Here is a 26998-nt window from a genome sequence, read left to right as displayed (position 1 = left end):
ACCGATCCCCATCAAGGAGCCTCGCGTTTTGTCTCGATTGAGCCGTGTATTCCTGCTGGTATTGCTGGCGCTGACCGGCGGCATCGCCCACGGCGCAGCCGCTATTCCCGGCATGCCCGCGCCCAGTGAAGCGCCTGCCGAACCCGAACCCCTGGTCCAGGGTGGTTTGCTCGGGGCGATCAGTTCGAGCATCGATGACGTCCAGGACAAGCTCGACCTCAACCAGAGCCTGATCGATGCCTGGCGCTTGCGCGCGGACCGGGCGGCGGACGAGGTGGATCGGTTGGTGGACCAGACTTCCCGCTCGTCCTGGCGTGTGGCGGGGGATTTCCTGCTGCTCTCCGGCGTCTGGCTGGGCGCCTTCGGGCTGATCTGGGCCGGCGCGCGGCTGCTGGTCCATCACCTCGGCCGACGCCGTTGGCTGCGCACCCGCCAGCGGGTGCTGGACCTGCTCGGCTACCTGTTGCCCTACACCGTGCCGGCGCTGGTCTGCTTGCCGCTGACCCTGTACGTCAGCCACTTCCTGCAAGTGTCGGTCGGTCGTGCCCTGGCGCTGTGCTTCGCCTATGCCACCAGCAGCGGCGTTTTCTCGACCTCAGTGCTGCTGTGTCTGATCGTGATGTTCAACGCCGGCCACAAGCGCCGGGCGGTGGCGATCATTCGCCATTTCAGCCCGCGGCCGTTGTTCCTGATCGGTTTCCTCGCCGCCCTGAGCGATGCGCTCACCAGCCCGCAGATTGCCCGGCAATTGGGTAGCAACATCACCAGCAGCGTGGCGGTGTTCACCGGGTTGCTGGCCTCGGTGATCTTTGGCTGGCTGGTGATTCGCATGCGCCGGCCGGTGGCACACCTGATCCGTAACCGGCCGCTGGCCCAACGCCTGAAACAGCCCGCCCTGCAGGAGTCGCTGCGGATCTTTTCCGGGCTCTGGAACTGGCCGATCCTGTTGATGGTGCTGGTGTCGGCGGTGAGCCTGATCGGCGTCGGCGAAGACAACCAGAAAGCCCTGCGTTGCGCGCTGTTCACCACCATCCTGCTGATCGCCACGGTGTTTCTCAGCACCGTGCTCCAGCATGTGTTCAAGTCGCCCAAGGCCGAAACCATCCAGCGCAACAGTGCCTACAAGGGCCGGCTGCTGAGCCTGTTACACGCCTTGCTGCGGATCGTCATGGCGGTGGCGTTCATTGAAATCCTCGGACGGATCTGGGGGATCTCGCTGTTCGAATTCGCCTCGCGCAATGCGGTGGGGCGGGCGATCAGCGATTCCCTGAGTCGCATCGGCTTGATCTTCCTGGTGACCTGGCTGATGTGGGTGGTGCTCGACACGGCGATCCAGGAGGCTCTGAAACCGCCGATGAACAAGCGCGGCGCACGTCAGCCCAGCACTCGGATCAAGACCATCCTGCCGCTGTTGCGCAACGCGGCGAAAATCATCCTGGTGGTGATTTGCGCCATCACCACCATGGCCAACCTGGGCATCAACGTTGCGCCGCTGCTGGCGGGCGCCGGGGTGGTGGGATTGGCGATCGGCTTCGGTTCGCAGCAACTGGTGCAGGACGTGATTACCGGGCTGTTCATTATCATCGAAGACACCCTGTCCATCGGCGACTGGGTGGTGCTCGACTCCGGCCACGCCGGCACCGTCGAGGGCCTGACGATCCGCACCCTGCGCCTGCGCGACGGCAAGGGTTTCGTGCATTCGGTGCCGTTCGGCCAGATCAAGGCAGTGACCAATCAGTCCCGGCAGTTTGCCTTTGCTTTTTTCTCGGTGCAGTTCACCTACGACACCGACGTGGACCAGGCCATCGAACTGATCCGCGAAGCCGGGCGTTCGATCTCGGAAGACCCGTTTCTGAAGTTCAACCTGCAAGGGCCGCTGGACGTGTTCGGCGTGGACCGGATGGACCTCAATGGTGTGGTGCTCACGGCGCAGTTCCGCACCGTTTCGGGTGGGCAGTATGCAGTGAGCAGGGCGTTCAACCAGCGCTTGAAAAAGCTTGTGGATAACCACCCGGCGGTGCATTTCGCGCAGACTTATCCACAGCAGGTGATGTTGCCGAAGCGATTGGTGGAAGAGCCGAAAGAAGGTGGCGAGGAGGCGGTTTGATCGTTCCCACGCTCCGCGTGGGAACGATCGATCTTCAACCTTTCTGGATAAGCTTGCTGCGGATTTCCCCCATAGCCTGCACATCCAGCTCCATCCAGAAATGCAGCTTCCCGGCAATCTGCGCCGCCACCGGCATTCCATCGCGATACACCAGCCGATTGCTCGCCAGCGCCGGCACTTTTGCCCCAGGCAGCAATGTCCCGGCCAGGTTCAGCGGGTCGACGCCGCACACCGCAATCACGCTGCCGTCAGTGGGACGACGACGGACTTCGCGCAGCAGCGGGATGGCTTCGGGCAGGGCGAACTGCTCTCCGGCCAGACCGCTGACAAAGCGCCCGCCACGGATTTCGCCGCGTGCCTCCAGGCGATGGAACGTGCGCAGTAACTCGCGCCAGCTCGGCAGCCAATCCGCCTCCCGCTCCAACAAGCGCCAGAACACCACGCCGTAACGGCGCAGCAGGGTCATTGCGATGTGCTCCAGGGTGTCGGGCGGTGTGGGCGCGGGTCGGTTGCCTTCGGTCGGTGCTGGCTGGCTGCGGCGCAACAAAGCCCAGCGCCCGGCATCGTCCATGCCACCGACAAACGCCCCGCGCCCACGCCGACTGCTGCGGGCCTGGCGTTTGCTGGCGGGTGTGATCAATGCCCGCAGCCCGGCGAAGCTGTCGGCATTCACCAGGCCGGCACCCACCAGCTCTTGCAAGGCGATTTCCAGTTCGGCGCGCAGCAGGTGGGCTTCGTGCAGCAACTCGTCGAAAAACAGCGCGCCATGCTCGCTGAGGGCCTGGTGGACTTTTTGCGTCTTGAGGGACAGTTCGCTCAGTGGCGTCTGCTCTGTCAGGCTGCTCCATAGGGAGACCTGACTGCGCGGCAGCAACACCACCGGCGTGCTGCGCAGGGCCGTGGCGGAGGCTTTCTGCCGGGCGCTGAGGCGAGTCCAGACCAGCTTGCCGCTGCGACACAGTTCGTCGAGCCAACTGGCGGAGTAGTCCTTGATCCGCGCCGGCAAGAGGTCGCTGTCCCAGGCCGAGGCCGCAGCGGGGTAGCCTTCGAACTGGCTGACGATCGACGGCAGCACGGCGCTGCCCCGGCCCTGGGTCGACGGCGACAGGTGTTGCCAGTCGAACAGGAACCGCATGAAATCCTGCAGCATCACCGGTTCGATTTCCCGGCGCAGGCGTTTGACGGTGTAGCGGTGGATGCGGGCCAGCAGATGCCGTTCGCACCATTCTTCCTGGCCGGTGCCCGGTGTGAAGCGGCCGCGCAGCACGTAGCCTTGTTGTTCAAGGTGCGCCAGGGCCTGGGTGGCTTGCGCTGTCGATAACCCCAACGGATAGGCGATGGCGGTCAGCGGCAGCGGGCCAAAGGCGCTGAGCCGGGCGCGGAGCACTTCCACCACGGCTTCGTCGCTGTCCCAGGCCTCATCGAACCCGGCCAGGGGTGTCAGCGCGGGCTGCCACTGGGCCTGTGGATAAATCCCTTGCAGGCAGGTCAGTCGCTCCAGTGGCACCCACAGGCCGCGCTCGGCGCTGATCTGCACATGGCTGGCCCGCCCGCGTTCGGCCAACGCTTGCAGCCAGCCCGGCCACGATTCGTGGGCGCGTGCTTCGCTGTCGGCGATGCAGGCCAGGCTCATCAGCGCTTCGTGCATTTCATCGAGATTGGCGGGCGTCGGCCAGGCTTCCTCCCTGACCGACTGGATGGCCTCGGCGTCCAGCGCACCGAGGTCGTCAGTGGATTGCGGATCGCTCCAGCGCCGGTTGATGACCGCCTGGGTTCGGCGCTCTTCCAGCGGCGCGTCGTCGAGGAAGGTGTAGGGGCGGGCGCTGAGGATTTCTGCCGCCAGGGGCGACGGGGCAGGCAGGTCGCGACTGATCAGGCGAACTTCGCCCGCCTCCATGCGCCGCAACAGCGCCAGCCAGCCTTCGCTGTCCATGGCTTCGTGCAGGCAGTCATCGAGGGTCTGTTCCACCAGCGGGTGGTCGGGGATTTCCCGCTCGCCGGCGAGGTTCTCCAGGCAGGCGATCTGATCGGGGAACACGCTGGCGATCAGGTCTTCGCTTTTCATCCGCTGGACTTGCGGGGCGACCTTGCGTCCGCCGGTGTAGCGCGGCAAGGCCAGGGCTACCCCGGCATTCCAGCGCCAGCGCACGCCGAACAGCGGCGCATCCAGCACCGCCTGCACAAGGATCTGTTCGGCGCTGTGACTGTTGAGGTAACGCCAGACCTCATCCAACTCGAAACTGTGGCTGGTGGACAGCGACAGCACGATGGCGTCTTCGCTGGCGGCGGCCTGCAATTCGAAATTGAAGGTGCGGCAGAAACGCTTGCGCAGGGCCAGCCCCCAGGCGCGGTTGATGCGGCTGCCGAACGGCGTATGGATGATCAGTTGCGTGCCGCCGGACTCATCGAAGAACCGCTCCATGACCAGCGTGTCCTGCGACGGCAGGGCGCCGAACGCCAGGCGGGCCGGGGCCAGGTAATCCACCAGTTGTTCGGCGCTGGCCAGGTTCAATTGCAGGGTGCCGGTCAGCCAGTCGAGGGCCGGCTGCAGATTGCCGGGGGTGGCGCCGAGCAGTTGATCGAGCTGTGCTTGCAGGCGGGCCACGGCCAGGGACAGTTCGGCGCTGCGCCCCGGGGCCTCGCCGAGCCAGAACGGAATGGTTGGCGGCTGGCCCTGGGCGTCCTCGACCCGCACGCGGCCGGTCTCGACGCGAATGATGCGGTAGGAGGTATTGCCGAGCTGGAACACGTCGCCGGCGATGCTTTCCACCGCGAAGTCTTCGTTGACGCTGCCGATGTTCAGGCCCTGGGGTTCGAGCAGCACGCTGTAGTCGGCGTTGTCCGGAATGGTGCCGCCGCTGGTCACGGCGGTCAGTTTGCTGCCCCGGCGCCCGCGCAGGGTACGGGTGACTGCGTCACGGTGCAGGTAGGCGCTGCGCACGCCCTGGCGACCGTTGAGGCCTTCGGCGAGCATCTGCAGCAGCGCCTGGTAGTGCCCTTCGTCCAATTCGGCGTAGGGCGAGGCGCGGCGAAAGGTGCTCAGCAGCGCCTGCTCCTGCCATTCCTGGCAACTGACTTCGGCGACGATCTGTTGGGCCAGCACGTCCAGCGGTGCCTTGGGGATGTGCAGGATGTCCAGTTCACCCCGGCGTACACAGTCGAGCAGGGCGGCGCACTCGATCAGATCGTCGCGGGTGGTGGCGAACAGGCGTCCCTTGGGCGTGCCGCCGACCTGGTGACCGGAGCGGCCAACCCGTTGCAGGAACGCCGAAATCGAGCGGGGCGAGGCGATCTGGCACACCAGGTCGACGTCGCCGATGTCGATGCCCAGTTCCAGCGACGCGGTGGCGATCAGCACCTGCAATTCGCCGCGCTTGAGCCGTTGCTCGGCATCGAGGCGAAACTCCTTCGCGAGGCTGCCATGGTGGGCGGCCACGGCGTCCTTGCCCAGGCGCTCGCTCAAATGGCGGCTCAGGCGTTCGGCCAGGCGCCGGGTATTGACGAACACCAGGGTGGTGCGGTGTGCCCGGGCGAGCTCGGCGAGGCGGTTGTAGACCAGTTCCCACACATCATTGGCCATCACCGCCGACAGCGGTACTGGTGGCACCTCGATGTCCAGGTCGCGGGGGCGGGCATGGCCGATGTCGACGATTTCGCACGAGCGACCTTCGCCCACCAGAAAGCGTGACACTGCTTCGATGGGTTTTTGCGTGGCGGACAGGCCGATGCGCACCAGCGGCTCGCTGCACAGCGCTTGCAGGCGTTCCAGACTCAGGGCCAGGTGGCTGCCGCGCTTGCTGGCGGCGATGGCGTGGATTTCATCGACGATCACCGTGCGGGTACTGGCGAGCATCTGCCTGCCGGAATCGGAACCGAGCAGCACGTAGAGCGATTCGGGCGTGGTCACAAGAATGTGCGGCGCGGTCTTGCGCATCGCCGTGCGTTCTTTCTGCGGTGTGTCGCCAGTGCGTACGGCGGTGGTGATTTGCAGGGCTGGCAGGCCCATCTGCCGCAATTGTTCGGTGATGCCGGCCAGCGGGGTTTGCAGGTTGATCCGGATATCGTTGCTCAGGGCCTTGAGCGGCGAGACGTAGACCACCAGGGTCTGGTCCGGCAGGCCGCCTTGTTCCAGGCCGCGGTGCACCAGCTCGTCAAGCACGGCGAGAAACGCCGTGAGGGTCTTGCCCGAACCGGTGGGCGCGGCCACGAGGGTCGAACGACGCTGGCCGATCAACGGCCACGCCCGGGCCTGGGCGGCCGTGACCGCCGGGAAGGTCTGGCCGAACCAGGCACGGACGGCGGGGTGAAAGCCTGCCATGGTGTGGTCGGCTGCAAGGGGCAGATTCATAGGGGCAGTTATGCGGGTGGGATGGGGAAGATGCAAGTACTGGCTGATATCTCCGTTGCCTGCAGGCCCCATCGCGAGCAGGCTCGCTCCCACAGGGTGGAGCACCACAGAGCCATTGTGGGAGCGAGCCTGCTCGCGATGGGGCCCTGAAGCGCGGCGCAAAATCCCTGATCTGCACTTTACGGATGACGGTTGCGCACTAAACCCGCAAAATGCAACGATTCCGGCAACGCCTGCGGGCGTTGTCGATCAAATTCTTGTGCCAACAGACTGGGCCTGCGAACTTTATGCGAATGCGCCTTATGTTACTGGGCGGCGGAAATGCCCTTGGGCAGGCGCTGATTCGCCTCGGTGCGGAAGAAGACATCGGTTTTCTCGCCCCCCGCCCCCCGAAGATGGCTGGGATGCCGCGAGCCTGACGCAGCTGCTCGACGACACCCGTCCGGACGCCTTGATCAACCTGGCGTACTACTTCGACTGGTTTCAGGCCGAGGTCGTCAGCGAGCAGCGCCTGGCCAGCCAGGAGCGCGCGGTCGAGCGCCTGGCCGAATTGTGCCAGCACCACAATATCGTCTTGCTGCAACCGTCGAGCTATCGCGTGTTCGACGGCTCCCGCGCCACCGCCTACAGCGAAAAAGACGAGCCCGTGCCCCTGGGCCTGCGGGGTCAAGCCTTGTGGCGGATCGAGCAGAGTGTGCGCGCCACGTGCCCGCAACATGTCCTGCTGCGCTTCGGCTGGCTGCTGGACGACAGCGCCGACGGCATCCTCGGACGTTTTCTCGCCCGGGCCGAACAGCCCGAGGAGCTGTTGCTGGCCGATGACCGTCGAGGCAACCCGACGCCGGTGGACGACGCTGCCCGGGTGATCATCTCCGTGCTCAAACAACTCGACTGCGCCGCGCCGCTGTGGGGCACTTACCATTACGCCGGACATGAGGCGACCACGCCGCTGGCGCTGGGCCAGGCGATCCTCACCGAAGCCCGCGCCCTGCATCCGCTGGCAATCGAGTCGCCCACGCCCCAGGCCCACGCCGCACGACCGGATGCCGCGGAAGAACCGCAGCATGCGGTACTGGCCTGCAAGAAAATTCTGCACACTTTCGGGATCAAGCCCCGCGCCTGGCGCGCCGCACTCCCGGGCTTACTGGATAGGTTTTATCGCCATGGCTGACGGCCCTGTTTTAATCACCGGCGGTGCGGGTTTCATTGGTTCACACCTGACCGACGCCTTGCTCGCCAAGGGGCATTCGGTGCGCATCCTGGATGACCTGTCCACTGGCAAGCGCAGCAACCTGCCGCTGGACAATCCCGCTGTCGAACTGATCGAAGGCGACGTCGCCGACGCCGCCCTGGTGGCGCGGGCCATGGTCGGCTGCAGCGCCGTGGCGCACCTGGCCGCAGTGGCTTCGGTGCAAGCCTCGGTAGACGACCCGGTGCGTACTCACCAGAGCAATTTCATCGGCACCCTGAATGTCTGCGAAGCCATGCGCCAGGCCGGCGTGAAACGGGTGCTGTTCGCCTCAAGCGCAGCGGTCTATGGCAACAACGGCGAAGGCCAGTCCATCGACGAAGAGACCCCCAAGGCCCCGCTAACGCCCTATGCCTCGGACAAACTGGCCAGCGAGTTCTACTTCGACTTCTACCGCCGCCAGCACGCGCTGGAGCCGGTGGTGTTCCGCTTCTTCAACATCTACGGCCCGCGCCAGGACCCGTCATCGCCGTATTCCGGGGTCATCAGCATCTTCAGCGAGCGGGCACAGAAAGGCTTGCCGATCACCGTGTTCGGCGATGGCGAGCAGACCCGGGATTTCGTCTACGTCGAAGACCTGGTGGATTTGCTGGTGCAGGCCATCGAGAAGCCTGAGGTGGAAGTCGGGGCGGTGAACGTCGGCTGGAACCAGGCCACGACTCTCAAGCAAATGCTTCAGGCCCTGGCCACGGTTGTCGGTGACCTGCCTCCGGTCAGCTACGGCCCGGCGCGTTCGGGGGACATCCGCCATTCCCGGGCCGATAACCATCGGCTGTTGCAGCGCTTCAGCTTCCCGCAACAGACGCCGATGAGTGTGGGGCTGGCGCGGCTGTTGGGTCGCTGAGTTTCCAATAGGCACAAAAAAACTGTGGGAGCGAGCCTGCTCGCGATAGCGGCATGACAGTCACTGAAGAGGTGAATGTCAGGCCGCCATCGCGAGCAGGCTCGCTCCCACAGGGGCATCTTATGTTCTGGTTCGGTTAGAACTTGTAACCCAACCCCACCATGTAGATCCACGGATCCACATCGACATTCACCTTGGCCCGGGTGCCACCGGCCACGGCGTTGTTGTCGACATACGCCGTGGTGTCGATGTCGATGTAACGGATCTGGCCGTTGATCATGATGTTGTCGGTCAGCATGTAGTCAGCGCCCACTTGCCATGCCATGCCCCAACTGTTGCTCGCCCGGAAGTTGCTGAAGCCGTTGGCGCTGGCTTCGCTGCCGACATGTTCGTCGTAGATCCAGGTGTAGTTGATGCCGGCGCCGACATACGGTTGGAATGCCGATTTGGCCTCGAGTGGGTAGTAGACCAGGCTCAGGGTCGGCGGCAGGTGCTTGAGGGTGCCGAGCTTGCCGTTGGCTGCGCCCAGGGCGGTGCCCTTGATCTTCACGTCGTGCTCGAACGGCGAAGCTGCCAACAGCTCGATGCCCAGGTGGTCGGTCATCATGTAGGCAAAGTTCAAGCCCAGTTGCGTGTCGCTGCTCATGGTCGCCTTGCCGCCCAGATCGGCACCGGCCAGCGGGCCACGGTCGACCTTGACGCTGGAACTGTCGGCTTCCGGGTTGACGGTGATGGCGCCGGCGCGAACGATGATATCGCCAGCCGTATGGGCCTGGGCGAGAGGGGCTGTGAGCGCGAGGGCGACGAGGGAAGCGCTGAGCAAGGACTTGTGCATGGGGGCTCCAGAGGACATTTCAAAAGGATGTCCCATGGTACGGAGGCGTCTGGTTCCGTCTTTTGACTCAGCTCAATGAAAGTGTGATGAGCCCTTTGAGGGCCTCATCGCGAGCAGGCCCGCTCTTACACTGATCGTGAGAACACCAACGATCCCATGTGGGAGCGAGCCTGCTCGCGATAGCTATTTCACAGACAAGGCATGACCACCGGATTCACTCCGGCAGCTCATACACATAAATCTTCTCAGCCTCCATCTGATACCCGGCATCGGCCAGTTCGCTGGTGGACGGCTTGACCTGCATCGGCCCTTCGACCCAGTACGGTTGATACAGCTCATCGAGCTTCACCCCGACTTCGCTCTTCACATGCACGATCTGGTTCGAAGGCGGTGGCGGCACATGGATACAGGCACCGAAATACGGCACCAGCAAGAAGTCCGTGGTGCGGCCTTCCTCGCTCACTTCCAACGGCACGATGTAGCCCGGCAAACGAATCTGCTGGCCATCGAGCGCCTTGACCACCGGTGCGTTGGGCAGGTCCTGTTTGGCGGCTGGGGCGGATTCGGAGGACAGTGCGGTGCCCATCTGTGACAGGTCATGCAGCGGGGTCATGTTCGGTACTTCCGGCGGCGCGTCGGGCGGGATCATTTCCGACCAGGCCAGGTCCCTCGGCTCGGCCGCCCACAGCGGCAGGGCGACCATCATCAACAGCGCAAGCAGGGCGCGGGGCATCTTCAATGTCCTCATAAACGGATCGACAAGCCGTCGGCCAACGATTGGCGATAGGCGCGCCAGGCCGGCACGCTGCCCATCAGCAGGGCGGCGATCAGGATGCCAGCCATGAGCGTCCATTCATATTCGCTTGGCCAGCTCAATGGCAGGTACAGGCCATAGGCCGACTGTACGTAACCCTGGGCGGCGCCGATGCCGATATACAACAAGGCCAGCCCGGCGGCCACTCCGGTCAGCGCCAGGGCAAAGGCTTCCAGCACCAGCAGGCTCGCAATGTGCCACGGTCGCGCGCCCACCGAGCGCAAGATCGCCATCTCCCGACGACGCTCGTTGAGACTGGTGAGGATCGCCGTGAGCATGCCGATCAACCCGGTCAGGACGACGAACAGCGAAATCACGAACAAGGCTTTTTCCGCCGTGCCCATCAGGCTCCACAACTCTTGCAGGGCCACGCCGGGCAGGATCGCCAGTAATGGCTCGCCCCGGAACTCATTGATTTCGCGCTGCAAGGCAAAGGTGGAGATCTTGCTGTTGAGGCCAAGCATGAACGCGGTGATGGCCTGGGGCGTGAGGTCCATGTTGCGGGCCTGGTCGGCGCTTATGCGACCGTTGCCCTGGGCCGGCACGCCGTTCTTCCAGTCGATGTGGATCGCTTCCATGCCGCCTAGGCTGATGTGCAGTGTGCGGTCCACCGGGGTGCCGGTGCGCTTGAGAATGCCGACCACGGTGAAGGGCTTGTCGTCATGCTTGACCAGGCTGATGGCTGCCACGCCGTGGGCCAGCACCAGTTTGTCGCCGAGCTTGTAATGCAGCGCCTCGGCCACTTCGGCACCGAGCACCACTTCGAACGGGTCGGTGGCGAAAGCCCGGCCGTCGGCCAGTTCCAGGTGTTGCTGGCGGCCGTACTGGTAATGCTCGAAATAGGCCTCGGTGGTGCCCATTACTCGGTAGCCGCGATGGGAATCACCGAGCGACATGGGGATTGCCCACTTCACTTTCGGGTTGCTGGCGAAATGTTCGAAGCTGTCCCAGCGAATGTTGTTGGTGGCGTTGCCGATGCGAAACACCGAGTACAGCAACAGGTTCACCGAGCCGGAACGGGCGCCGACGATCAGGTCGGTGCCGCTGATGGTGCTGGCAAAACTGGCTTTTGCCTCGGTGCGCACCCGCTCCACCGCCAGCAGCAGGCAGACCGACAGGGCGATGGCGAAGGCAGTGAGGATCGCAGTGAAACGGCGGTTTGCCAGGCTGGCCATGGCTAGACGGAACAAATACATCTCAGACCTCGAGTGGCTTGGCGGCACGATTGAGATCGGCCAGCGAGAGGTTGCGGTCGAACAGCGGCGCCAGGCTCTGGTCATGGCTGACGAACAGCAGGCTTGAGCCGGCCTCGCGGCATTCGGCGAACAGCAGCCGCAGGAAGTTTTCTCGGGCGTCGTAGTCCAGGGCCGAGGTCGGTTCGTCGGCGATCACCAGTTCCGGCTGGCCGATCAACGCCCGGGCGGCGGCGACTCGTTGCTGCTGGCCGATGGACAGCGAGTCGGCGCGGCGCCCCAGCAGGTTCGGGTCGGTCAGCCCCAGGTGGGTCAGCAGCGTGGCGGCGGCCTGATCGATGCTGCCGTGGCGCTGGATGGCTCGTTGGGCCCGCAGCCTGGAAAAATGGCAGGGCAGCTCGACGTTCTCGCGCACCGAGAGAAACGGCAGCAGGTTGAATTGCTGGAAGATGTAGCCGGTGTGGTCCACGCGAAAGCGGTCGCGGCTGCCGGCACCCAGTTCGGTGAGCGGCTGGCCGAGCAGGCGGATGCTGCCGCGATCCGGCGTCTGCACCCCGCCCAGCAGCCCTAGCAAGGTGGTTTTGCCACTGCCACTGGGTCCTTTGAGGAACAGGGTTTCGCCGGCTTCGAGGCGAAAGGCCGGGATGTCCAGCAGTGGCGGATGCCCGGGCCAGCTGAAGACCAGGTCGGACAGTTCGATGAGTGCTTGGGTCATGGTGGCTGATATCAGGATGATGGAAGCCCCTGTGGAGTACCTGTGGGAGCAAAGCTTGTCCATGATGGGCTTGTCACATTCAACGTCGATGTCGACGGTCGGACCGCTATCGCGGGCAAGCTTTGCTCCCACAGGCTTCCACCGCAGGGCGTGCAGTGTATTCAGAACTTCAGCGATGGCGCCTTGGCCGTCACTTCCACGCCTTGCTGGCCGCTCGGGCTGATCAGTTGTACCTGAATTTTCTGGGTGGCCGGGAAGGTTTTGAACAGCGTCGCCAGGTCGAGGTTCTTCAAGGCACCGGGTGTGGCGCAGGTGAACTGGTAGTGGGCGTGGATTTCGCTGTGCTCGTGGTGGTGCTCGTCACCGTCGGTGTCTTCGTCTTCGTCATGCTGTTCATGATCCGGTTCATCACCGAACAACGGGCTTTCCAGTTCCTGCTGGGCCAGGGTGCATTGGGCGGCGGCCGGCAGGTTGAACAGTGCCAGTGGCTTCTCAAGACGCGCCCGGGCCGCTTCGACCTTGGCCTTGTCGGCATCGCTGGTGGCTTCGTGTTCAAAGCCGACCAGGTTCATGGCCGGGCTCTCCAGCTCGAGTTCCAGGGTCTGGCCGTCGAGCGCAGCGTTCAGGCGGCCAACGCCGTGTTCATGGGCACCCAGGCTGCCGTGCTCATGATCATGGTCATGGTCATGGTCGTGCTCGACCGCCGCATGAGCAACGGCCAATGGCAGCAGGGCGAACGGCAAAGCAAGAAGCAGACGACGCATGACGAGTCTCCAGACAAAGTGAATATTTTGTTATGTAATCTTATAACGAATCTGCGCAGAGTTTGACCGTCTGCTTGGCGTCGCGCAAGGCCCATGGGAGCATGGGAACATTAAATCTTCAGGAGCACGGTGATGTTGCGCATACGCGGAACCGTCGGCGATTGGCCGGTGGACTTGTCGATCGAAATGGACGAGGGCGACTGGGCGCAGCTCGGCGCGCAGTTGCAGGTGGTCAAGCCGGAGGGCGCGGCGATGGCGGCGGCCAAACCGGCGAATCAGGACGATGCGCTGTGGCAGATCGCCAGGGAGTTGCTGCGCAAGGCCGGGCAGTTGAGCGGCCCGGACCTGCTGGAACAACTGGAAGGCCTGACGGGCAGTGCTCCGGCGGGCAAGCGCCTGTTGGTGCGCTTGCGCCACAGCGCCGAGGTCAAGGTGCTGAGCGGCGGTGATACGCCGCTCTACAGTTGGGTGGGGGCTGAGGCTTAGTACAACGCGGCAAACAGCTTGCGGCGATAGGTCGTCACCAACGGATGATCGTTGCCCAACAGTTCGAACACTTGCAGCAGCGTCTTGTGCGGCAGACCCTCGCTGTAGCCCCGGTTACGGCTGAACAGCTTGAGCAGTGCGTCGAGAGCCGGCTCATATTGCTGGCGCGCCAGTTGCTGGATCGCCAGTTGATACACCGCTTCATCGTCCTGTGGGTCTTTTGCCAGGCGGGCCTTGAGGTCGGCGGCGTCTGGCAGATGCTTGGCCAGGCCGAGGAACTGGATCTGCGCCTTGGCCCCGGCCAGTGCGGCCTTGTGCTCGTCGCTTTTCACCGAGTCCAGCACGGTCTGCGCTTCGCCCAGCTCGCCGCGTTCAGCCAGGCAACGGGCAAACAGGATCAGCGCCTTGGCGTTGGTGTTGTCTTCACCCAGCAGCACGGTGAGCAGGGCTTCGGCATCGGCGAAACGCCCGTCGTCGAACAACGCCTGGGCCTGCTCGAGCGGATCGGCCGCGGCGGGAGGCGGCATCTGCACATGGGGTTCGAGCATCGCTCGCACCGCCGATTCCGGTTGGGCCCCGGCGAAACCGTCGACGGGCTGGCCGTCCTTGAACAGCACCACCGTCGGCAGGCTGCGGATGCCGAAGCGGGCGACGATGTCCTGCTCGATGTCGCAGTTGACCTTGGCCAGCAGCAACTCGCCCTGATAGCTCTCGGCAATACCTTGCAACATCGGCATCAGCGCCTTGCACGGCGCACACCACTCGGCCCAGAAATCCACCAGCACCGGTTTGTGGAAAGAGTTCGCGATCACCGACTGATCGAAATCGGCGGTGGTGGCGTCGAAGATGTAGGGAGTGTCCTGGGTCATGGGAATCTCTTAGAACGCTTGAATGAGGCAACTATACGCGGGGTCTTGCGGTGCCTGGTAGGTCGCTATCGCGAGCGGGCTCGCTCCCACGGTTTGATCGCGTGCTATCTGAAAAAAACTCGATCACCTGTGGGAGCGAGCCTGCTCGCGATGCCTTTCAGGGCGAACGCCGCGCGTGATACAGGCTCACATGCCGAAACTCCTCGGGCTCGGCCAGGTCCGGCAGGGTCATGGCTTCGAGCAGTTCGATACGTCGGTACAGTGGATGCTGGAAATCCCGTACCCGGGAGTCGGCCACCAGGGCCTCGCGGCCGCGGCTGAGGAACTGGTCCAGCAGTGGCAGGTTGGCCCGGTCGTAGAGCACATCGGCGACCAGGATCAGGTCGAAGCGATCCGCTTCGGCGAAGAAATCCGTCGAATAAGTCAGCGCCACGTCATTGAGCAGGGCATTGGCCCGGCATGCCGCGATGGCCAATGGATCCAGGTCGCACGCCACCACTTCCAGCGCCCCGGCCTTGATCGCCGCGATGCCCGCCACGCCGGAGCCGGCACCGAAGTCCAGCACCCGCTTGCCCTCGACCCACTGCGGTCGCTCGGCCAGGTAGCGCGCCATCGCCAGGCCGCTGGCCCAACAGAAGCTCCAGTAAGGCGGTTCATGGAGGATGCGCCGGGTTTCCTCCGGGCTGAAGGCGCGGTCCATGTTATCGCCGTCGATCAACCACAGCTTCAAATCAGTGCCGGGTAACGGGCAGTCCACCAGGTGCGCGTCTCCCAGCAACTCGCTCAGCGCGTGTTGCAGGTCCTGCGGTGCATTCATGGCGCTTTGACTAACTGCAAGGCGCCCAACGCCTGGGTGGTTGGTTGCGCGATGCGCTGCTCCGGCAGGTGCAGGATCAATTGGCCCGACTGGCTGGCACGGCCACGCAGTTCCACGCGGGCGCCGACCGGGAAGGCATCGGGGTTGAAACGCAGGCGGAAGGGCAGGGCGCGGTTGGTACCAATCAGGCTGGAGCTGGCGAGCAATTGCTGTGGACGGCCCTTGTCGTCGATCACCAGCAGCGCCAGTTCGACCTCGGCCCCGGTCGGTACGCCTTCGAGGGTGCCGCTCAGTTCCCGCTGGTACGCTGGCAATGGTCCCAACTCGGCGGCTTGCCGGGCTTTATCCTGGGCCTGTTTCGGTGCGGGCGCCGGTGCGGGCGCGGCGGGCTTGGGAGCGTCACTGCTGCACGCCATCAACAGGCTGAAAAGACTGAGCAAAACGAGCGATCGTAGCGGCATGTGCGGCTCCAACAGGGGTGAATTCCATGGATCTGACGGTAAGCCCGTCTGTATACCGTAAACCCTATGGCTTGTCTTGCCAGTGGGATGCGCTACCATGGCCCTCCCATTTTTTGTTGCCTGCCACCATGCACTGTCCCTTCTGCGGTGCCAACGACACCAAAGTCATCGACTCGCGACTGGTCGCCGAGGGCGAACAGGTCCGCCGTCGGCGCGAATGCCTGGCCTGCGGCGAACGTTTCACCACGTTCGAGACCGCTGAACTGGTGTTGCCGCGCCTGATCAAAACCGACGGCAGCCGCCAGCCGTTCGACGAAGAAAAACTGCGTGCCGGCATGCAGCGAGCCCTGGAAAAACGCCCGGTGAGCGTCGAGCGCCTGGAAGCGGCGCTGGTGCACATCAAGCACAAGCTGCGGGCGACCGGCGAGCGGGAGGTCAAATCCCTGGTGGTTGGCGAGCTGGTGATGGCCGAGCTGCAGAAGCTCGACGAAGTCGCCTACATCCGTTTTGCCTCGGTGTACCGGCGCTTCCAGGACCTGAACGAGTTCCGCGAGGAAATCGACCGCCTGGCCCGCGAACCGGTGAAAGAATGACCGTCCCGGCACAGCAGGCCGTCCTCGACGCCCATTACATGGCCCGCGCCCTGGAACTGGCGCGGCGCGGTCACTACACCACCCATCCCAATCCCCGGGTGGGTTGCGTGATCGTGCGTGACGGGCAGATTGTCGGCGAAGGCTGGCACATCCGCGCCGGTGAACCCCATGCCGAAGTCCATGCCTTGCGCGCCGCCGGTGAACTGGCCCGGGGCGCCACCGCCTACGTGACCCTCGAACCCTGCAGTCACCACGGCCGTACGCCGCCTTGTGCCGATGCGCTGGTCAACGCCGGTGTTGCCCGGGTCGTGGCGGCGATGCAGGACCCGAACCCGGAAGTCGCCGGTCGCGGTTTGCAACGGCTGGCCCAGGCCGGTATCGCCACCGAAAGCGGCGTACTGGAAGGCGAGGCCCGTCAGCTCAACCAGGGTTTTCTCAAGCGCATGGAGCACGGCTTGCCATTCGTGCGGGTCAAGCTCGCCATGAGCCTCGATGGCCGCACCGCCATGGAGAGCGGCGAAAGCCAGTGGATCACCGGCCCGGCGGCACGTTCAGCGGTGCAACGGCTGCGAGCCCAGGCCAGCGTGGTACTGACTGGCGCCGACACGGTGCTGGCGGACAACGCCCGGCTGACCGTACGCGCCGATGAGCTCGGGCTGGATGCCGATCAGACAGCATTGGTCATGAGTCGTCCGCCGCTGCGGGTACTGGTGGACGGTCGCTTGCGGGTGCCGCTGGATGCCCCCTTCTTCAAGGCTGGCCCGGCGCTGGTCGCCACGTGCATGGCGGTGGAAGAACAGTACGCCAACGGGCCCGAATGCATGATCGTGGCAGGCGATGATGGCCAGGTCGACCTGCGGCGCCTGCTGGTGGAGCTGGCGGCTCGTGGCGTCAATGAGGTGCTGGTGGAAGCCGGCCCACGCCTGGCGGGGGCATTCGCCCGGCAAGGCTTGGCGGACGAATTCCAGATTTTTATCGCCGGCAAGTTCCTGGGATCTTCGGCGCGACCCTTGCTGGATTGGCCGCTGGCGCACATGAAAGATGCCCCGGCGCTGAAAATCACCGAAATCCGCGCCGTGGGCGATGACTGGCGAGTCATCGCCGTTCCCGTTCCGCCGGCCAGCGTATAATTCCCGGCCTTCGCTCAAGCGGCGGCCTGTTCTCGAGGAGGACTCCATGTTTACCGGCATTATCGAATCCATCGGCAGTATCCGTGCACTCACCCCCAAGGGCGGCGACGTGCGGGTTCACGTCGAAACCGGCAAGCTCGACCTGAGCGACGTCAAACTGGGCGACAGCATCGCCGTGAACGGTGTCTGCCTGACTGCCGTCGAACTGCCCGGCAATGGTTTCCTGGCGGACGTCAGCCGCGAAACCCTCGACTGCACCGCCATGAACGACCTCAAGAGCGGCAGTCCGGTCAATCTGGAGAAAGCCCTCACGCCCACCACCCGGTTGGGCGGGCATCTGGTCAGCGGCCATGTCGACGGCGTCGGCGAAGTGGTTTCGCGCACCGATAACGCCCGGGCCGTGGAGTTTCGCATCCGTGCGCCGAAGGAGCTGGCCAAGTACATCGCGCACAAGGGCTCGATCACCGTCGACGGCACCAGCCTGACGGTCAACGCGGTGGATGGCGCCGAATTCCTGTTGACGATCATCCCGCACACCTTGAGCGAAACCATCATGGCTTCGTACCGGCCTGGGCGCCGGGTCAACCTGGAAGTCGACCTGCTGGCCCGTTACCTGGAGCGCTTGCTGCTCGGTGACAAGGCCGCAGAGCCGACGTCCGGCAGTAACATCACCGAAAGCTTTCTGGCCGCCAACGGCTACCTCAAATCCTGACCCAAGGGGGTGCCGCGTGGCGCTCAATAGCATCGAAGAGCTGGTTGAAGACATCCGCCAAGGCAAGATGGTCATCCTCATGGATGACGAAGACCGCGAGAACGAAGGCGACCTGATCATGGCCGCCGAATGCTGCAAGGCCGAACACATCAACTTCATGGCCAAGCACGCCCGTGGCCTGATCTGCATGCCGATGAGCCGCGAGCGTTGCGAGCTGCTGAAGCTGCCGCTGATGGCTCCGCGCAACGGTTCCGGCTTCGGCACCAAGTTCACCGTATCCATCGAGGCCGCCGAGGGCGTGACCACCGGTATTTCCGCCGCTGACCGCGCACGCACCGTGCAAGCCGCCGCCGCGAAGGACGCCAAGGCCGAAGACATCGTCAGCCCTGGCCATATCTTCCCGCTGATGGCCCAGGCCGGCGGTACCTTGGCCCGCGCCGGCCACACCGAGGCAGCGTGCGACCTGGCGCGCATGGCCGGTTTCGAGCCCAGCGGCGTGATCTGCGAAGTGATGAACGACGACGGCACCATGTCCCGTCGCGCGGAATTGGAGGCCTTCGCCGCCGAACACGACATCAAGATCGGCACCATCGCCGACCTCATCCATTACCGGATGATCCACGAACGTACCGTTCAGCGGATTGCCGAGCAGCCGCTGGACAGCGAGCTGGGCCATTTCAACCTGGTGACCTACCGCGATTCGGTGGAAGGCGACGTGCACATGGCACTGACCCTGGGCACCGTCTGCGCCGAAGAGCCGACCCTGGTCCGCGTGCATAACATGGACCCGCTGCGGGACCTGCTGATGGTCAAGCAACCCGGCCGCTGGAGCCTGCGGGCCGCGATGGCTGCGGTGGCGGAGGCCGGCAGCGGCGTGGTGCTGCTGCTCGGACACCCCCTCGATGGCGATGTGCTGCTGGCGCATATCCGCGAAACCGGCGAGCAATTGCCGGTGAAGAAGACCACCACTTACAGTACGGTCGGCGCCGGTTCGCAGATCCTGCGTGACCTGGGCGTACGCAAAATGCGCCTGATGAGCGCACCGATGAAATTTAATGCGATATCCGGTTTCGATCTGGAAGTTGTAGAATACGTGCCCTCCGAATAATGACCTCGTTCAGTTAAGGAGGTCTTCCCCCTGTGGGAGCGAGCCTGCTCGCGAAAGCGGTGCATCAGGCGACATTAATGTCTCTGAGCTGACGTCATCGCGAGCAGGACCGCTCCCACTAGGGGTGCAGTTTCCTGAAATGAACGGCTGGCCCTGTAATTCGTGGCTAAATATCACCGAGGAGCGCGCACCGAGCGCGTTCCGGCTCTTTAAGAGAATTGACGAATGACCCTGAAGACCATCGAAGGTACCTTCATCGCCCCCAAAGGCCGCTACGCTCTGGTAGTGGGCCGTTTCAACAGCTTCGTGGTCGAGAGCCTGGTTGGCGGTGCGGTCGATGCCCTGGTTCGCCATGGCGTGAGCGAAAGCGACATCACCATCATCCGTGCCCCTGGCGCCTTCGAAATTCCGCTGGTTGCGCAGAAAGTCGCTCAAAAAGGCGAATATGCAGCAATCATCGCCCTGGGCGCGGTCATTCGTGGCGGTACTCCGCATTTCGAGTACGTGGCTGGCGAGTGCACCAAGGGCCTGGCCCAGGTGTCCATGGAGTTCGGCGTGCCGGTGGCTTTCGGCGTGCTGACCGTTGATTCCATCGAGCAAGCCATCGAACGTTCCGGCACCAAGGCCGGTAACAAAGGCGCCGAAGCCGCCCTGTCCGCCCTGGAAATGGTCAGTCTGCTGGCGCAGTTGGAGGCCAAGTGATTAGCGACGAAAGCGATCGTTTCAACCCGCGCGATCCCAAGCCTGCCGATGCCGGCAAGCCTTCGAAAAGCGTCAAGCGTCGCGAAGCCCGTCAGCTTGCGACCCAGGCGCTGTATCAATGGCACATGGCCAAGCAGTCGCTGAACGAGATCGAAGCGCAGTTTCGTGTCGATAACGATTTCAGCGATGTTGACGGCGCGTATTTCCGCGAGATCCTCCACGGAGTTCCGGCGCACAAGACCGAAATCGACAAGGCCCTGGCACCTTGCCTGGACCTGACCATCGAAGAGCTGGACCCGGTTGAACTGGCGGTGTTGCGCCTGTCCACCTGGGAACTGATGCAGCGCGTCGACGTACCGTACCGCGTAGTGATCAACGAAGGGATCGAGCTGGCGAAGGTCTTCGGTTCCACCGACGGACACAAATTCGTCAACGGTGTGCTCGACAAGCTCGCCCCGCGTCTGCGGGAAGCTGAAGTGAAGGCGTTCAAGCGCTGAATGGGTGAGTTTGAGCTGATCCGCAGCTATTTCGCCGCGGCGCCTTGTGCGCAGGGCGGCGACGGCGTTGCGCTGGGGATCGGCGACGATTGTGCCTTGCTGGCGGTTCTTCCCGGGGAGCAGTTGGCAGTGTCCACCGACACGCTCGTGGCCGGTGTGCATTTTCCAGATCCTTGCGATCCATTCCTGCTCGGCCAGCGCTCGCTGGCCGTGGCGGTCAGCGATCTCGCCGCCATGGGCGCCAGGCCCCTTGCCTTTACCCTCGCCCTGACCTTGCCGACGGTGACAGCCGATTGGTTGCAAGCCTATGCCTGTGGTTTGAACCAGATGGCCCAGGCTTGTGGCGTTGCGCTGGTGGGTGGTGACACCACTCGCGGGCCGCTGAGCCTGACCATGACCGTGTTCGGTCGCGTGCCGTCCGGCCAGGCGTTGACCCGGAGCGGCGCGCAGCCTGGCGATCTGCTGTGTGTCGGTGGTGAACTGGGCAATGCTGCCGGTGCATTGCCGCTCGTGCTTGGCCAGCGTCACACTGAGCCGGCCGTCGCCGAGCCGTTGCTGGCGCATTATTGGTCACCGCGTCCGCAGACCCGCCTGGGGCTGGCGCTACGGGGCAGGGCCAGTGCGGCCATGGATATTTCCGATGGTCTGCTGGCCGATTGCGGGCATATCGCATTGGCGTCCGGCGTGGCCATCCAGGTTGAACGGGAGCGCTTGCCGCTGTCCAACGCTTTGCTGGCCTTCCTCGGCCGAACGGACGCGGAGCAGGCCGCGCTGAGCGGGGGTGACGATTATGTGCTGCTGTTCAGCTTGCCACCGGTCCGATTATCGGCGTTGCAGGCCGAAGGCTGGCCAATCCACGTGATCGGCAGTGTCATGGCAGGGCAGGGTGTCATGCTGGTGGACGCCGATGGAAGCGACATCACCCCGCAAACCCGGGGTTATCAACATTTTCGGGAGACACCGTGACAGATCATCCCAACCAGGTTCCAGCCGAATTCGTCCCCCCTCGGTCTGGCGTAATCCCTGGCATTTCCTGGCATTTGGCTTCGGTTCGGGTACTTTGCCCAAGGCGCCAGGTACATGGGGCTCGCTGGTTGCGCTACCCTTCATACCGTTGTGGCAGATGTTGCCGGACTGGGGCTACTGGCTGATGCTCGGCATCACCATGCTGTTCGGCTTCTGGTTGTGTGGCAAGGTGGCGGACGACCTGCGTGTGCACGATCATGAAGGGATCGTCTGGGATGAAATGGTCGGGATGTGGATTACCCTGTGGCTGGTGCCGGAAGGCTGGTACTGGCTCTTGGCGGGTTTCCTGATGTTCCGCTTCTTCGATATTCTCAAGCCATGGCCGATCCGGTGGATCGACCGGCATGTCCACGGAGGCGTCGGTATCATGCTCGACGACATCCTGGCCGGGGTGTTTGCCTGGCTGGCAATGCAAGGACTGGTGTGGTGTCTTTCCTGAGGGATCCAGGCATGGGCGTAAGCCGAGCGCTGTTGCTGTTTCTGTGTCTAGGGACTTGCCTCGGCGTTCTGGCGGCCGAGCCAACACCGTTACCTGGCAAGATCCGCGCAGCCAGTGAAGAGTGGAGCGACTATACCGGCGCTGATGGCCGGGGCATGGCTTGGGACATCTTGCGCGAGGTGTTCGAACCTGAAGGTGTGAAGCTGGAGATCCGCAGCGTCCCCTACACCCGTTCGATCGGCTTGGTGCAGCGCGGCGAGGCCGATGCACAGGTCGGTGCCTATCGCGATGAAACCGAAGGGCTGCTCTATCCCCAATGGCACTACGACGTCGATCATATTTATGCCTTGGGGCTGGCCTCCAAGCCGTCACCCACACTGGAGACGGTCGGCAATTATCGGCTGGTGTGGATGCGCGGGTACGAATACAACGCCTATCTGCCCAACATCCGCCGTTTCAACGAAATCCACCGGGCGGTGGGTATCTTGCCGATGCTGCTGCATGATCGGGCCGATTATTACATCGACGCCTTGATGGAGATCCAGGGCGTGCTCGCCAAGGCCGACAATCCCCAGCAGTTCAAGCTCTCGCCGTTGATCAACCTGCCGCTGTACCTGGGCTTCGCCAACACCGAAAACGGACGGGCGCTACGTGCGCTGTTCGACCGGCGTATGGAGGTGTTGGTGAAAAGTGGTCGGTTGAAACCGATTTTCGAGCGTTGGAAACAACCTTATCCTTTCGATGAGCACGGTAAGCCACCGAAGCCGTAATCAATCTCTTCGATAGTAATAGTCGACAATTCAGCCTAAGCGTCTGCCGGGACCTGCTGTTACAATGCCCTCCTCTGCGAATCTCCAGTACTAGATCAGGAGCACACCGGTGCCTGTCGTTTTTGTTGCCGCTTCCAAGCTGCCAACGCCCTTTGCGCAATTCACCATGCATGGTTTTCTGGATGAGGCCACCGGCCGCGAGCACGTTGTGCTGAGCCTGGGTGATATTGCCGACGGCGTTCCGGTACTGGGCCGCTTGCACTCCGAATGCCTGACGGGCGATGCCCTGTTCAGCCAGCGCTGCGACTGCGGCTCGCAACTCGAAGCCGCCTTGCAGGCCATTGCCCGCGAAGGTCGAGGCGTGTTGCTGTACTTGCGCCAGGAAGGGCGTGGCATTGGCCTGTTGAACAAGATCCGTGCCTATGAATTGCAGGATGGCGGTGCCGATACCGTGGAAGCCAACGAGCGCCTCGGTTTTGCCGCCGACCTGCGTGACTACAGCATCTGCCTGCCCATGCTCGAACACCTGGGCGTCAAGTCCCTGCGGTTGATGACCAATAACCCGCGCAAGGTCAAGGCGTTGACCGACATGGGTATCGTCGTGGCGGAGCGGGTGCCGCTGCACACCGGCCATAACCCTCACAACAAGCTCTACCTGGCGACCAAGGCCAGCAAGCTCGACCACATGATGGGCAACGAGCACCAGGGCGAGGTCGACCGGGCGTGACGCGGGGTCAGGTCCGGCGGCGATTGTCCATCAGCTGGTGGAAATACCTGGCGTTGGCGTTGCTGCCGCTGTTCGTGATCAATCTGGTCTTCGGCCAGGGCGAAGCGATCCTGCCGGTGTTGGCGATGCCGCTGTTCATCGCCGGCGTGGCCTCGATGTTCGTCAGCCTGCGATTCTTTGGCGCATACAAACACGCTTTGATCGCCACCCAGAATGCCCTCGATACCCCCGAAGAGCCCCAGGCCTGGATCACGTTGGCTGCCAGTCGGCGTGCTGCGTTCCTGGTCGCCGGGCTGCCGGCCTGGATCGGTGCCCTGGCGGTGTTCGTGGGCCTGGAAGCCGTGCCGCTGATGTTGCTGGCCTTGTCTTCCACGGTGCTGTTCTACCTGTATCGCCTTCCGCGTCAGCTCGGCTGATACACCGCGGCGCCCCTATCGCGAGCAGGCTCGCTCCCACAGTTGAAATGCATTCCTCTGTGGGAGCGAGCCTGCTCGCGATGGCGGTGTATCAGTCCAAACAGTCGTCGACTGACAGATCGCATCGCGAGCAAGCTCGCTCCCACAGGGTAGGTAGGTTACAGGCCCAGCAACTGCAGCCGCCGGCGCACGGATGCTTCGATCCCAGCCTCGTCCAGCCCGCACTCGGCCAGCATTTGCGCAGGCTTGGCGTGTTCGACGTAGATGTCCGGCAGGCCCAGGTGCAGCACGGGCTTGAGGATGTTCTCCCGGGCCAGGAACTCACTGACCGCCGCGCCGGCGCCGCCCATGATGGCGTTTTCCTCGATGGTCACCAGCAGCTCATGGCTGGCGGCCATTTCGCGGAGCAGGGCTTCGTCCAGCGGTTTGACGAAGCGCATGTCCACGACAGTGGCGTCCAGGGTCTGTGCGACTTTCAAGGCCTCGACCAGTTGCACGCCGAACACCAACAGGGCGGTCTGCTTGCCCTGGCGGCGGATCACACCCTTGCCGATCTCAATCGGCTCGAGGGTGGCCTCAATGGTTGCGTTCGGTCCGCTGCCACGGGGATAGCGCACCGCCGCTGGGCCATTGAACAAGTGGCCCGTGGTGAGCATCTTACGCAGCTCGTTTTCGTCGCTCGGGGTCATCACCAGCATGCCGGGGATGCAGCGCAGGTACGAAAGGTCGAAGCTGCCGGCGTGAGTCGGGCCGTCTTCGCCCACCAGGCCGGCGCGGTCGATGGCGAACAGCACATCGAGATTCTGCACCGCGACGTCATGGACCAGCTGGTCGTAACCGCGTTGCAGGAAGGTCGAATAGATCGCCACCACCGGTTTTGCCCCTTCGCACGCCATGCCGGCGGCAAAGGTCACGGCGTGCTGCTCGGCAATCGCTACGTCGAAATAGCGTTGCGGGTAGCGTTCGCTGAAGGCCACCAGGTCCGAGCCTTCCTTCATGGCAGGGGTGATGCCCACCAGGCGCGAGTCCTTGGCGGCCATGTCGCACAGCCATTGGCCGAATACGGCGGAGTACTTGGGGCCACCGGCCTTTTTCGGGGCGGAGGCCGGGGCATCCAGCGGTTCGAGCTTGGTGATGGCGTGGTAACCGATAGGGTCGACTTCCGCCGGGGCGAAGCCCTTGCCCTTCTTGGTCACCACATGCAGGAACTGTGGTCCCTTGAGGTCACGCATGTTGCGCAGCGTGGCGATCAGCGTCGGCAGGTCATGACCGTCGATCGGGCCGATGTAGTTCCAGCCCAGTTCTTCGAACAGCGTGCCGGGGACCAGCATGCCCTTGGCATATTCCTCGGTGCGGCGAGCGATTTCCCAGGCGCCGGGCAGGCGCGACAGGACCTTCTTGCTGCCTTCGCGCATGCTGGCGTAGGTGCGGCTGGAAAGGATCTTCGCCAGGTAGTTGGACAAGCCGCCGACATTGCGCGAGATCGACATGTCGTTGTCGTTGAGGATCACCAGCATGTTGGCGTTGACTTCCGGCGCGTGGTTCAGCGCCTCGAAAGCCATGCCCGCCGTCAGGGCGCCATCGCCGATCACGGCAATGGCCTTGCGGTCGCTGTTCTGCAGCCGGGCGGCAATGGCCATGCCCAGGGCAGCGCTGATGGAGGTGCTGGAGTGACCGACGCCAAAGGTGTCGTATTCGCTTTCGGAGCGCCGTGGGAATGCCGCGATGCCGTCCTTCTGGCGCAGCGTGCCCATGCGCTCGCGGCGACCGGTGAGGATCTTGTGCGGGTAGGCCTGATGGCCGACGTCCCACACCAGCCGGTCGTCCGGAGTGTCGAATACGTAATGCAGCGCGATGGTCAGCTCGATGACGCCCAGGCCGGCACCGAAGTGCCCACCGGTCTGGCCGACCGTATAGAGCAGTTCCAGGCGCAACTCATCGGCCAGGGTTTCCAGCTCGGCTTCACCCAGCCGACGCAAGCCGTCCGGCGTGTTGGCGCGGTCCAGCAGGGGCGTGGTCGGGCGTTTGCGGGGAATCTCTTGAAACGTCGTGGGCATCAGGCGAATCGTTATAGGTATAGAAAGAGGCGGCAGTTTACCTTATGCATCGCAAGCTGCCCACGCGTTGGCCGGAACTTGGCCGATACGCAGTCTGAAAGGTTGACCCCGTATCAGCTGCGTCGTTCGACGATATAGCGCGCCAAGTCGCGCAGCGGTTCGGCCGCCGCGTCAAACAGCCGCAACGCTTCCAGGGCCTGGTCGCGCAATTCCAGGGCGTAGGCCTTGGCGGCGTCGAGGCCCAGCAGGGCCGGGTAGGTCGGCTTGTCGCGGGCGATGTCCGCACCCTGGCGCTTGCCCAGGGTCTGGGTATCGCTTTCGACATCGAGGATATCGTCCTGCACCTGGAACGCCAGGCCGATGGCTCGGGCGTATGCCTGCAAGGCGTGCAACTGTTCTGGGGTGGCCCGGCCGCTGGCGAGGGCGCCGAGCTTGACGCTGGCTTCGATCAGGGCACCGGTCTTGTGCCGGTGCATGTATTCCAGCGCACCCTGATCCAGCTTCAGGCCGACCGAACCCAGGTCGATGGCCTGGCCGCCGACCATGCCGGCGGGTCCTGCCGCCAGTGCCAGGGTGCTGACCATATCCAGGCGGACCTGTGCCGGGCAATCGCTCAGGGACGGATCGAGCAGGGCGCTGAAGGCCAGGCTCTGCAAGCCGTCACCGGCCAGGATCGCGCAGGCTTCGTCGAATTGCTTGTGGGTGGTCGGCTGGCCGCGACGCAGGTCGTCGTCATCCATGGCCGGCAGGTCGTCGTGCACCAGGGAATAAGCGTGGATCAGTTCCACCGCACATGCCGCGCCGTTGGCCTGTTCGGCCACACCGCCCAAGGCTTCGCATGCGGCATAAGCCAGCAGGGGCCGCACACGCTTGCCGCCGTTCATCACGCTATAGCGCATGGCTTCGTACAGGCGCGCCAGCTCGGGGCTCGGCGCGGTAAACAAAGTGCTCAACGCAGCATTGACCCGGGCCTGGCTGCTGGCCTGATAGGCGCCGATCATTCAGGTTGTTCCGCGTCGAAAGGTTCTTCGGTCAGCTCGCCATCGCGCTCGAGCAGCAACTGCACCTTCTGCTCGGCCTGGGCCAGCGCCGCCTGGCAGTCGCGAGTCAGGCCGATACCTTGTTCGAAGGCAGTCAGCGAGTCTTCCAGCGACAATTCGCCGTTCTCCAGCCGTTCGACCAGCGTTTGCAGGTCGGCCAGGGATTGTTCGAAGTCCAATGCAGCTTTTTTGCGGGCCATGGCGGCTATTCCGGTTGACTGTTAAACCGGCGCGACACTAGCAGACATGGGGTTTTGGGGCAAATCAGGGCGGGTTACA

At 63.8% G+C, this 26998-nt stretch carries 25 protein-coding genes and 2 pseudogenes; 15 read left to right on the top strand and 12 right to left on the bottom strand.

Annotated elements, in window-relative coordinates; translation table 11 throughout:
- Nucleotides 1-28: 28 nt before the first annotated feature.
- Nucleotides 29-2107, top strand: a complete 2079-nt coding sequence (locus PCOSP_RS25985) for a mechanosensitive ion channel family protein (protein WP_464709811.1) — start codon at nt 29-31, stop codon at nt 2105-2107.
- A 34-nt stretch (nt 2108-2141) separates the two neighbouring features.
- Here PCOSP_RS25985 and PCOSP_RS25980 read toward each other — a convergent pair whose 3' ends face one another.
- Nucleotides 2142-6455 carry an Lhr family helicase gene (locus PCOSP_RS25980; protein ID WP_464709810.1) on the bottom strand — a complete coding sequence of 1438 codons (4314 nt, stop codon included), beginning with the start codon at nt 6453-6455 and terminating at the stop codon, nt 2142-2144.
- 287 nt (nt 6456-6742) lie between these two features.
- Between PCOSP_RS25980 and PCOSP_RS25975 the strand changes: the two are divergent.
- A pseudogene (locus PCOSP_RS25975) lies at nt 6743-7626 on the top strand (sugar nucleotide-binding protein).
- Nucleotides 7619-8548 carry an NAD-dependent epimerase/dehydratase family protein gene (locus PCOSP_RS25970; protein ID WP_139650172.1) on the top strand — a complete coding sequence of 310 codons (930 nt, stop codon included), beginning with the start codon at nt 7619-7621 and terminating at the stop codon, nt 8546-8548. Before PCOSP_RS25975 ends, PCOSP_RS25970 begins: the two are co-directional and overlap by 8 nt.
- 136 nt (nt 8549-8684) lie before the next feature.
- Here PCOSP_RS25970 and PCOSP_RS25965 read toward each other — a convergent pair whose 3' ends face one another.
- The 5 genes from PCOSP_RS25965 to PCOSP_RS25945 form a co-directional block, all read right to left on the bottom strand.
- Nucleotides 8685-9383, bottom strand: a complete 699-nt coding sequence (locus PCOSP_RS25965; RefSeq protein ID WP_139650174.1) for an OmpW/AlkL family protein — start codon at nt 9381-9383, stop codon at nt 8685-8687.
- Between the two features lie 214 nt (nt 9384-9597).
- Nucleotides 9598-10116 (bottom strand): DUF3299 domain-containing protein, encoded by a 519-nt coding sequence (locus PCOSP_RS25960; protein WP_464709809.1) that lies wholly within the window; start codon nt 10114-10116, stop codon nt 9598-9600.
- Nucleotides 10117-10127: 11 nt separating this feature from the next.
- A complete protein-coding gene (locus PCOSP_RS25955; RefSeq protein WP_464709808.1) occupies nt 10128-11393 on the bottom strand; it encodes an ABC transporter permease in 1266 nt (421 codons plus the stop codon).
- 1 nt (nt 11394) lies between these two features.
- A complete protein-coding gene (locus PCOSP_RS25950; RefSeq protein WP_175363216.1) occupies nt 11395-12105 on the bottom strand; it encodes an ABC transporter ATP-binding protein in 711 nt (236 codons plus the stop codon).
- A gap of 161 nt (nt 12106-12266) precedes the next feature.
- Nucleotides 12267-12869 carry a DUF2796 domain-containing protein gene (locus PCOSP_RS25945; RefSeq protein ID WP_464709806.1) on the bottom strand — a complete coding sequence of 201 codons (603 nt, stop codon included), beginning with the start codon at nt 12867-12869 and terminating at the stop codon, nt 12267-12269.
- Nucleotides 12870-13001: 132 nt separating this feature from the next.
- Between PCOSP_RS25945 and PCOSP_RS25940 the strand changes: the two genes are divergently transcribed.
- Nucleotides 13002-13355: a hypothetical protein gene (locus PCOSP_RS25940; protein ID WP_464709805.1), complete on the top strand. Its 354-nt coding sequence runs from the start codon at nt 13002-13004 to the stop codon at nt 13353-13355.
- On the opposite strand, the gene trxA is transcribed toward PCOSP_RS25940, so the two are convergent.
- The 3 genes from trxA to PCOSP_RS25925 all read right to left on the bottom strand — a co-directional run bounded on the left by trxA (nt 13352) and on the right by PCOSP_RS25925 (nt 15502).
- The gene (gene trxA, locus PCOSP_RS25935; RefSeq protein ID WP_464709804.1) at nt 13352-14224 is read right to left on the bottom strand and encodes a thioredoxin; all 873 of its coding nucleotides are present in this window, start codon (nt 14222-14224) and stop codon (nt 13352-13354) included. The two genes, PCOSP_RS25940 and trxA, sit on opposite strands and share 4 nt — an antisense overlap.
- Before the next feature lie 157 nt (nt 14225-14381).
- On the bottom strand, nt 14382-15041 hold the full coding sequence (locus PCOSP_RS25930; RefSeq protein WP_175363215.1) for a class I SAM-dependent methyltransferase: 660 nt from the start codon (nt 15039-15041) through the stop codon (nt 14382-14384).
- Complete coding sequence (locus PCOSP_RS25925; RefSeq protein WP_139650190.1) at nt 15038-15502, bottom strand: hypothetical protein; 465 nt, start codon at nt 15500-15502, stop codon at nt 15038-15040. The genes PCOSP_RS25930 and PCOSP_RS25925 overlap by 4 nt, the downstream gene beginning before the upstream one ends.
- Before the next feature lie 128 nt (nt 15503-15630).
- Between PCOSP_RS25925 and nrdR the strand changes: the two genes are divergently transcribed.
- From nrdR to PCOSP_RS25870, 11 genes and pseudogenes are all read left to right on the top strand, one after another.
- Nucleotides 15631-16095: a transcriptional regulator NrdR gene (nrdR, locus tag PCOSP_RS25920; protein WP_013694316.1), complete on the top strand. Its 465-nt coding sequence runs from the start codon at nt 15631-15633 to the stop codon at nt 16093-16095.
- Nucleotides 16092-17225: a bifunctional diaminohydroxyphosphoribosylaminopyrimidine deaminase/5-amino-6-(5-phosphoribosylamino)uracil reductase RibD gene (gene ribD, locus PCOSP_RS25915; RefSeq protein ID WP_464709803.1), complete on the top strand. Its 1134-nt coding sequence runs from the start codon at nt 16092-16094 to the stop codon at nt 17223-17225. The genes nrdR and ribD overlap by 4 nt, the downstream gene beginning before the upstream one ends.
- A 46-nt stretch (nt 17226-17271) precedes the next feature.
- On the top strand, nt 17272-17937 hold the full coding sequence (locus tag PCOSP_RS25910; RefSeq protein WP_139650196.1) for a riboflavin synthase: 666 nt from the start codon (nt 17272-17274) through the stop codon (nt 17935-17937).
- Between the two features lie 16 nt (nt 17938-17953).
- Nucleotides 17954-19045 carry a bifunctional 3,4-dihydroxy-2-butanone-4-phosphate synthase/GTP cyclohydrolase II gene (ribBA, locus tag PCOSP_RS25905; RefSeq protein ID WP_024778362.1) on the top strand — a complete coding sequence of 364 codons (1092 nt, stop codon included), beginning with the start codon at nt 17954-17956 and terminating at the stop codon, nt 19043-19045.
- A 225-nt stretch (nt 19046-19270) separates the two neighbouring features.
- Nucleotides 19271-19747 carry a 6,7-dimethyl-8-ribityllumazine synthase gene (ribH, locus tag PCOSP_RS25900; protein ID WP_003206025.1) on the top strand — a complete coding sequence of 159 codons (477 nt, stop codon included), beginning with the start codon at nt 19271-19273 and terminating at the stop codon, nt 19745-19747.
- Nucleotides 19744-20244 (top strand): transcription antitermination factor NusB, encoded by a 501-nt coding sequence (gene nusB, locus PCOSP_RS25895; RefSeq protein WP_024778364.1) that lies wholly within the window; start codon nt 19744-19746, stop codon nt 20242-20244. The genes ribH and nusB overlap by 4 nt, the downstream gene beginning before the upstream one ends.
- A complete protein-coding gene (gene thiL / locus PCOSP_RS25890; protein ID WP_464709801.1) occupies nt 20245-21210 on the top strand; it encodes a thiamine-phosphate kinase in 966 nt (321 codons plus the stop codon).
- Nucleotides 21207-21709, top strand: a pseudogene (locus PCOSP_RS25885) (phosphatidylglycerophosphatase A family protein). Before thiL ends, PCOSP_RS25885 begins: the two are co-directional and overlap by 4 nt.
- 11 nt (nt 21710-21720) lie before the next feature.
- Complete coding sequence (locus tag PCOSP_RS25880) at nt 21721-22479, top strand: substrate-binding periplasmic protein (RefSeq protein ID WP_464709800.1); 759 nt, start codon at nt 21721-21723, stop codon at nt 22477-22479.
- Nucleotides 22480-22588: 109 nt separating this feature from the next.
- On the top strand, nt 22589-23206 hold the full coding sequence (ribA, locus tag PCOSP_RS25875; RefSeq protein ID WP_175386442.1) for a GTP cyclohydrolase II: 618 nt from the start codon (nt 22589-22591) through the stop codon (nt 23204-23206).
- Entirely contained in the window at nt 23203-23622 is a 420-nt protein-coding gene (locus PCOSP_RS25870; protein WP_139650207.1) for an MFS transporter, read from the top strand. The genes ribA and PCOSP_RS25870 overlap by 4 nt, the downstream gene beginning before the upstream one ends.
- Before the next feature lie 158 nt (nt 23623-23780).
- Here the strand turns inward: PCOSP_RS25870 and dxs are convergent, their stop codons facing one another.
- From dxs to PCOSP_RS25855, 3 genes are all read right to left on the bottom strand, one after another.
- Nucleotides 23781-25679, bottom strand: a complete 1899-nt coding sequence (gene dxs / locus PCOSP_RS25865) for a 1-deoxy-D-xylulose-5-phosphate synthase (RefSeq protein WP_464709799.1) — start codon at nt 25677-25679, stop codon at nt 23781-23783.
- Nucleotides 25680-25792: 113 nt separating this feature from the next.
- Nucleotides 25793-26680 carry a (2E,6E)-farnesyl diphosphate synthase gene (ispA, locus tag PCOSP_RS25860; protein ID WP_139650210.1) on the bottom strand — a complete coding sequence of 296 codons (888 nt, stop codon included), beginning with the start codon at nt 26678-26680 and terminating at the stop codon, nt 25793-25795.
- Nucleotides 26677-26919, bottom strand: a complete 243-nt coding sequence (locus tag PCOSP_RS25855; protein ID WP_003185917.1) for an exodeoxyribonuclease VII small subunit — start codon at nt 26917-26919, stop codon at nt 26677-26679. Before PCOSP_RS25855 ends, ispA begins: the two co-directional genes overlap by 4 nt.
- Nucleotides 26920-26998: the final 79 nt, after the last annotated feature.

It is taken from the genome of Pseudomonas sp. MAFF 730105 (assembly GCF_055380705.1).
This window is presented reverse-complemented; position numbering and strand designations above follow the sequence as displayed.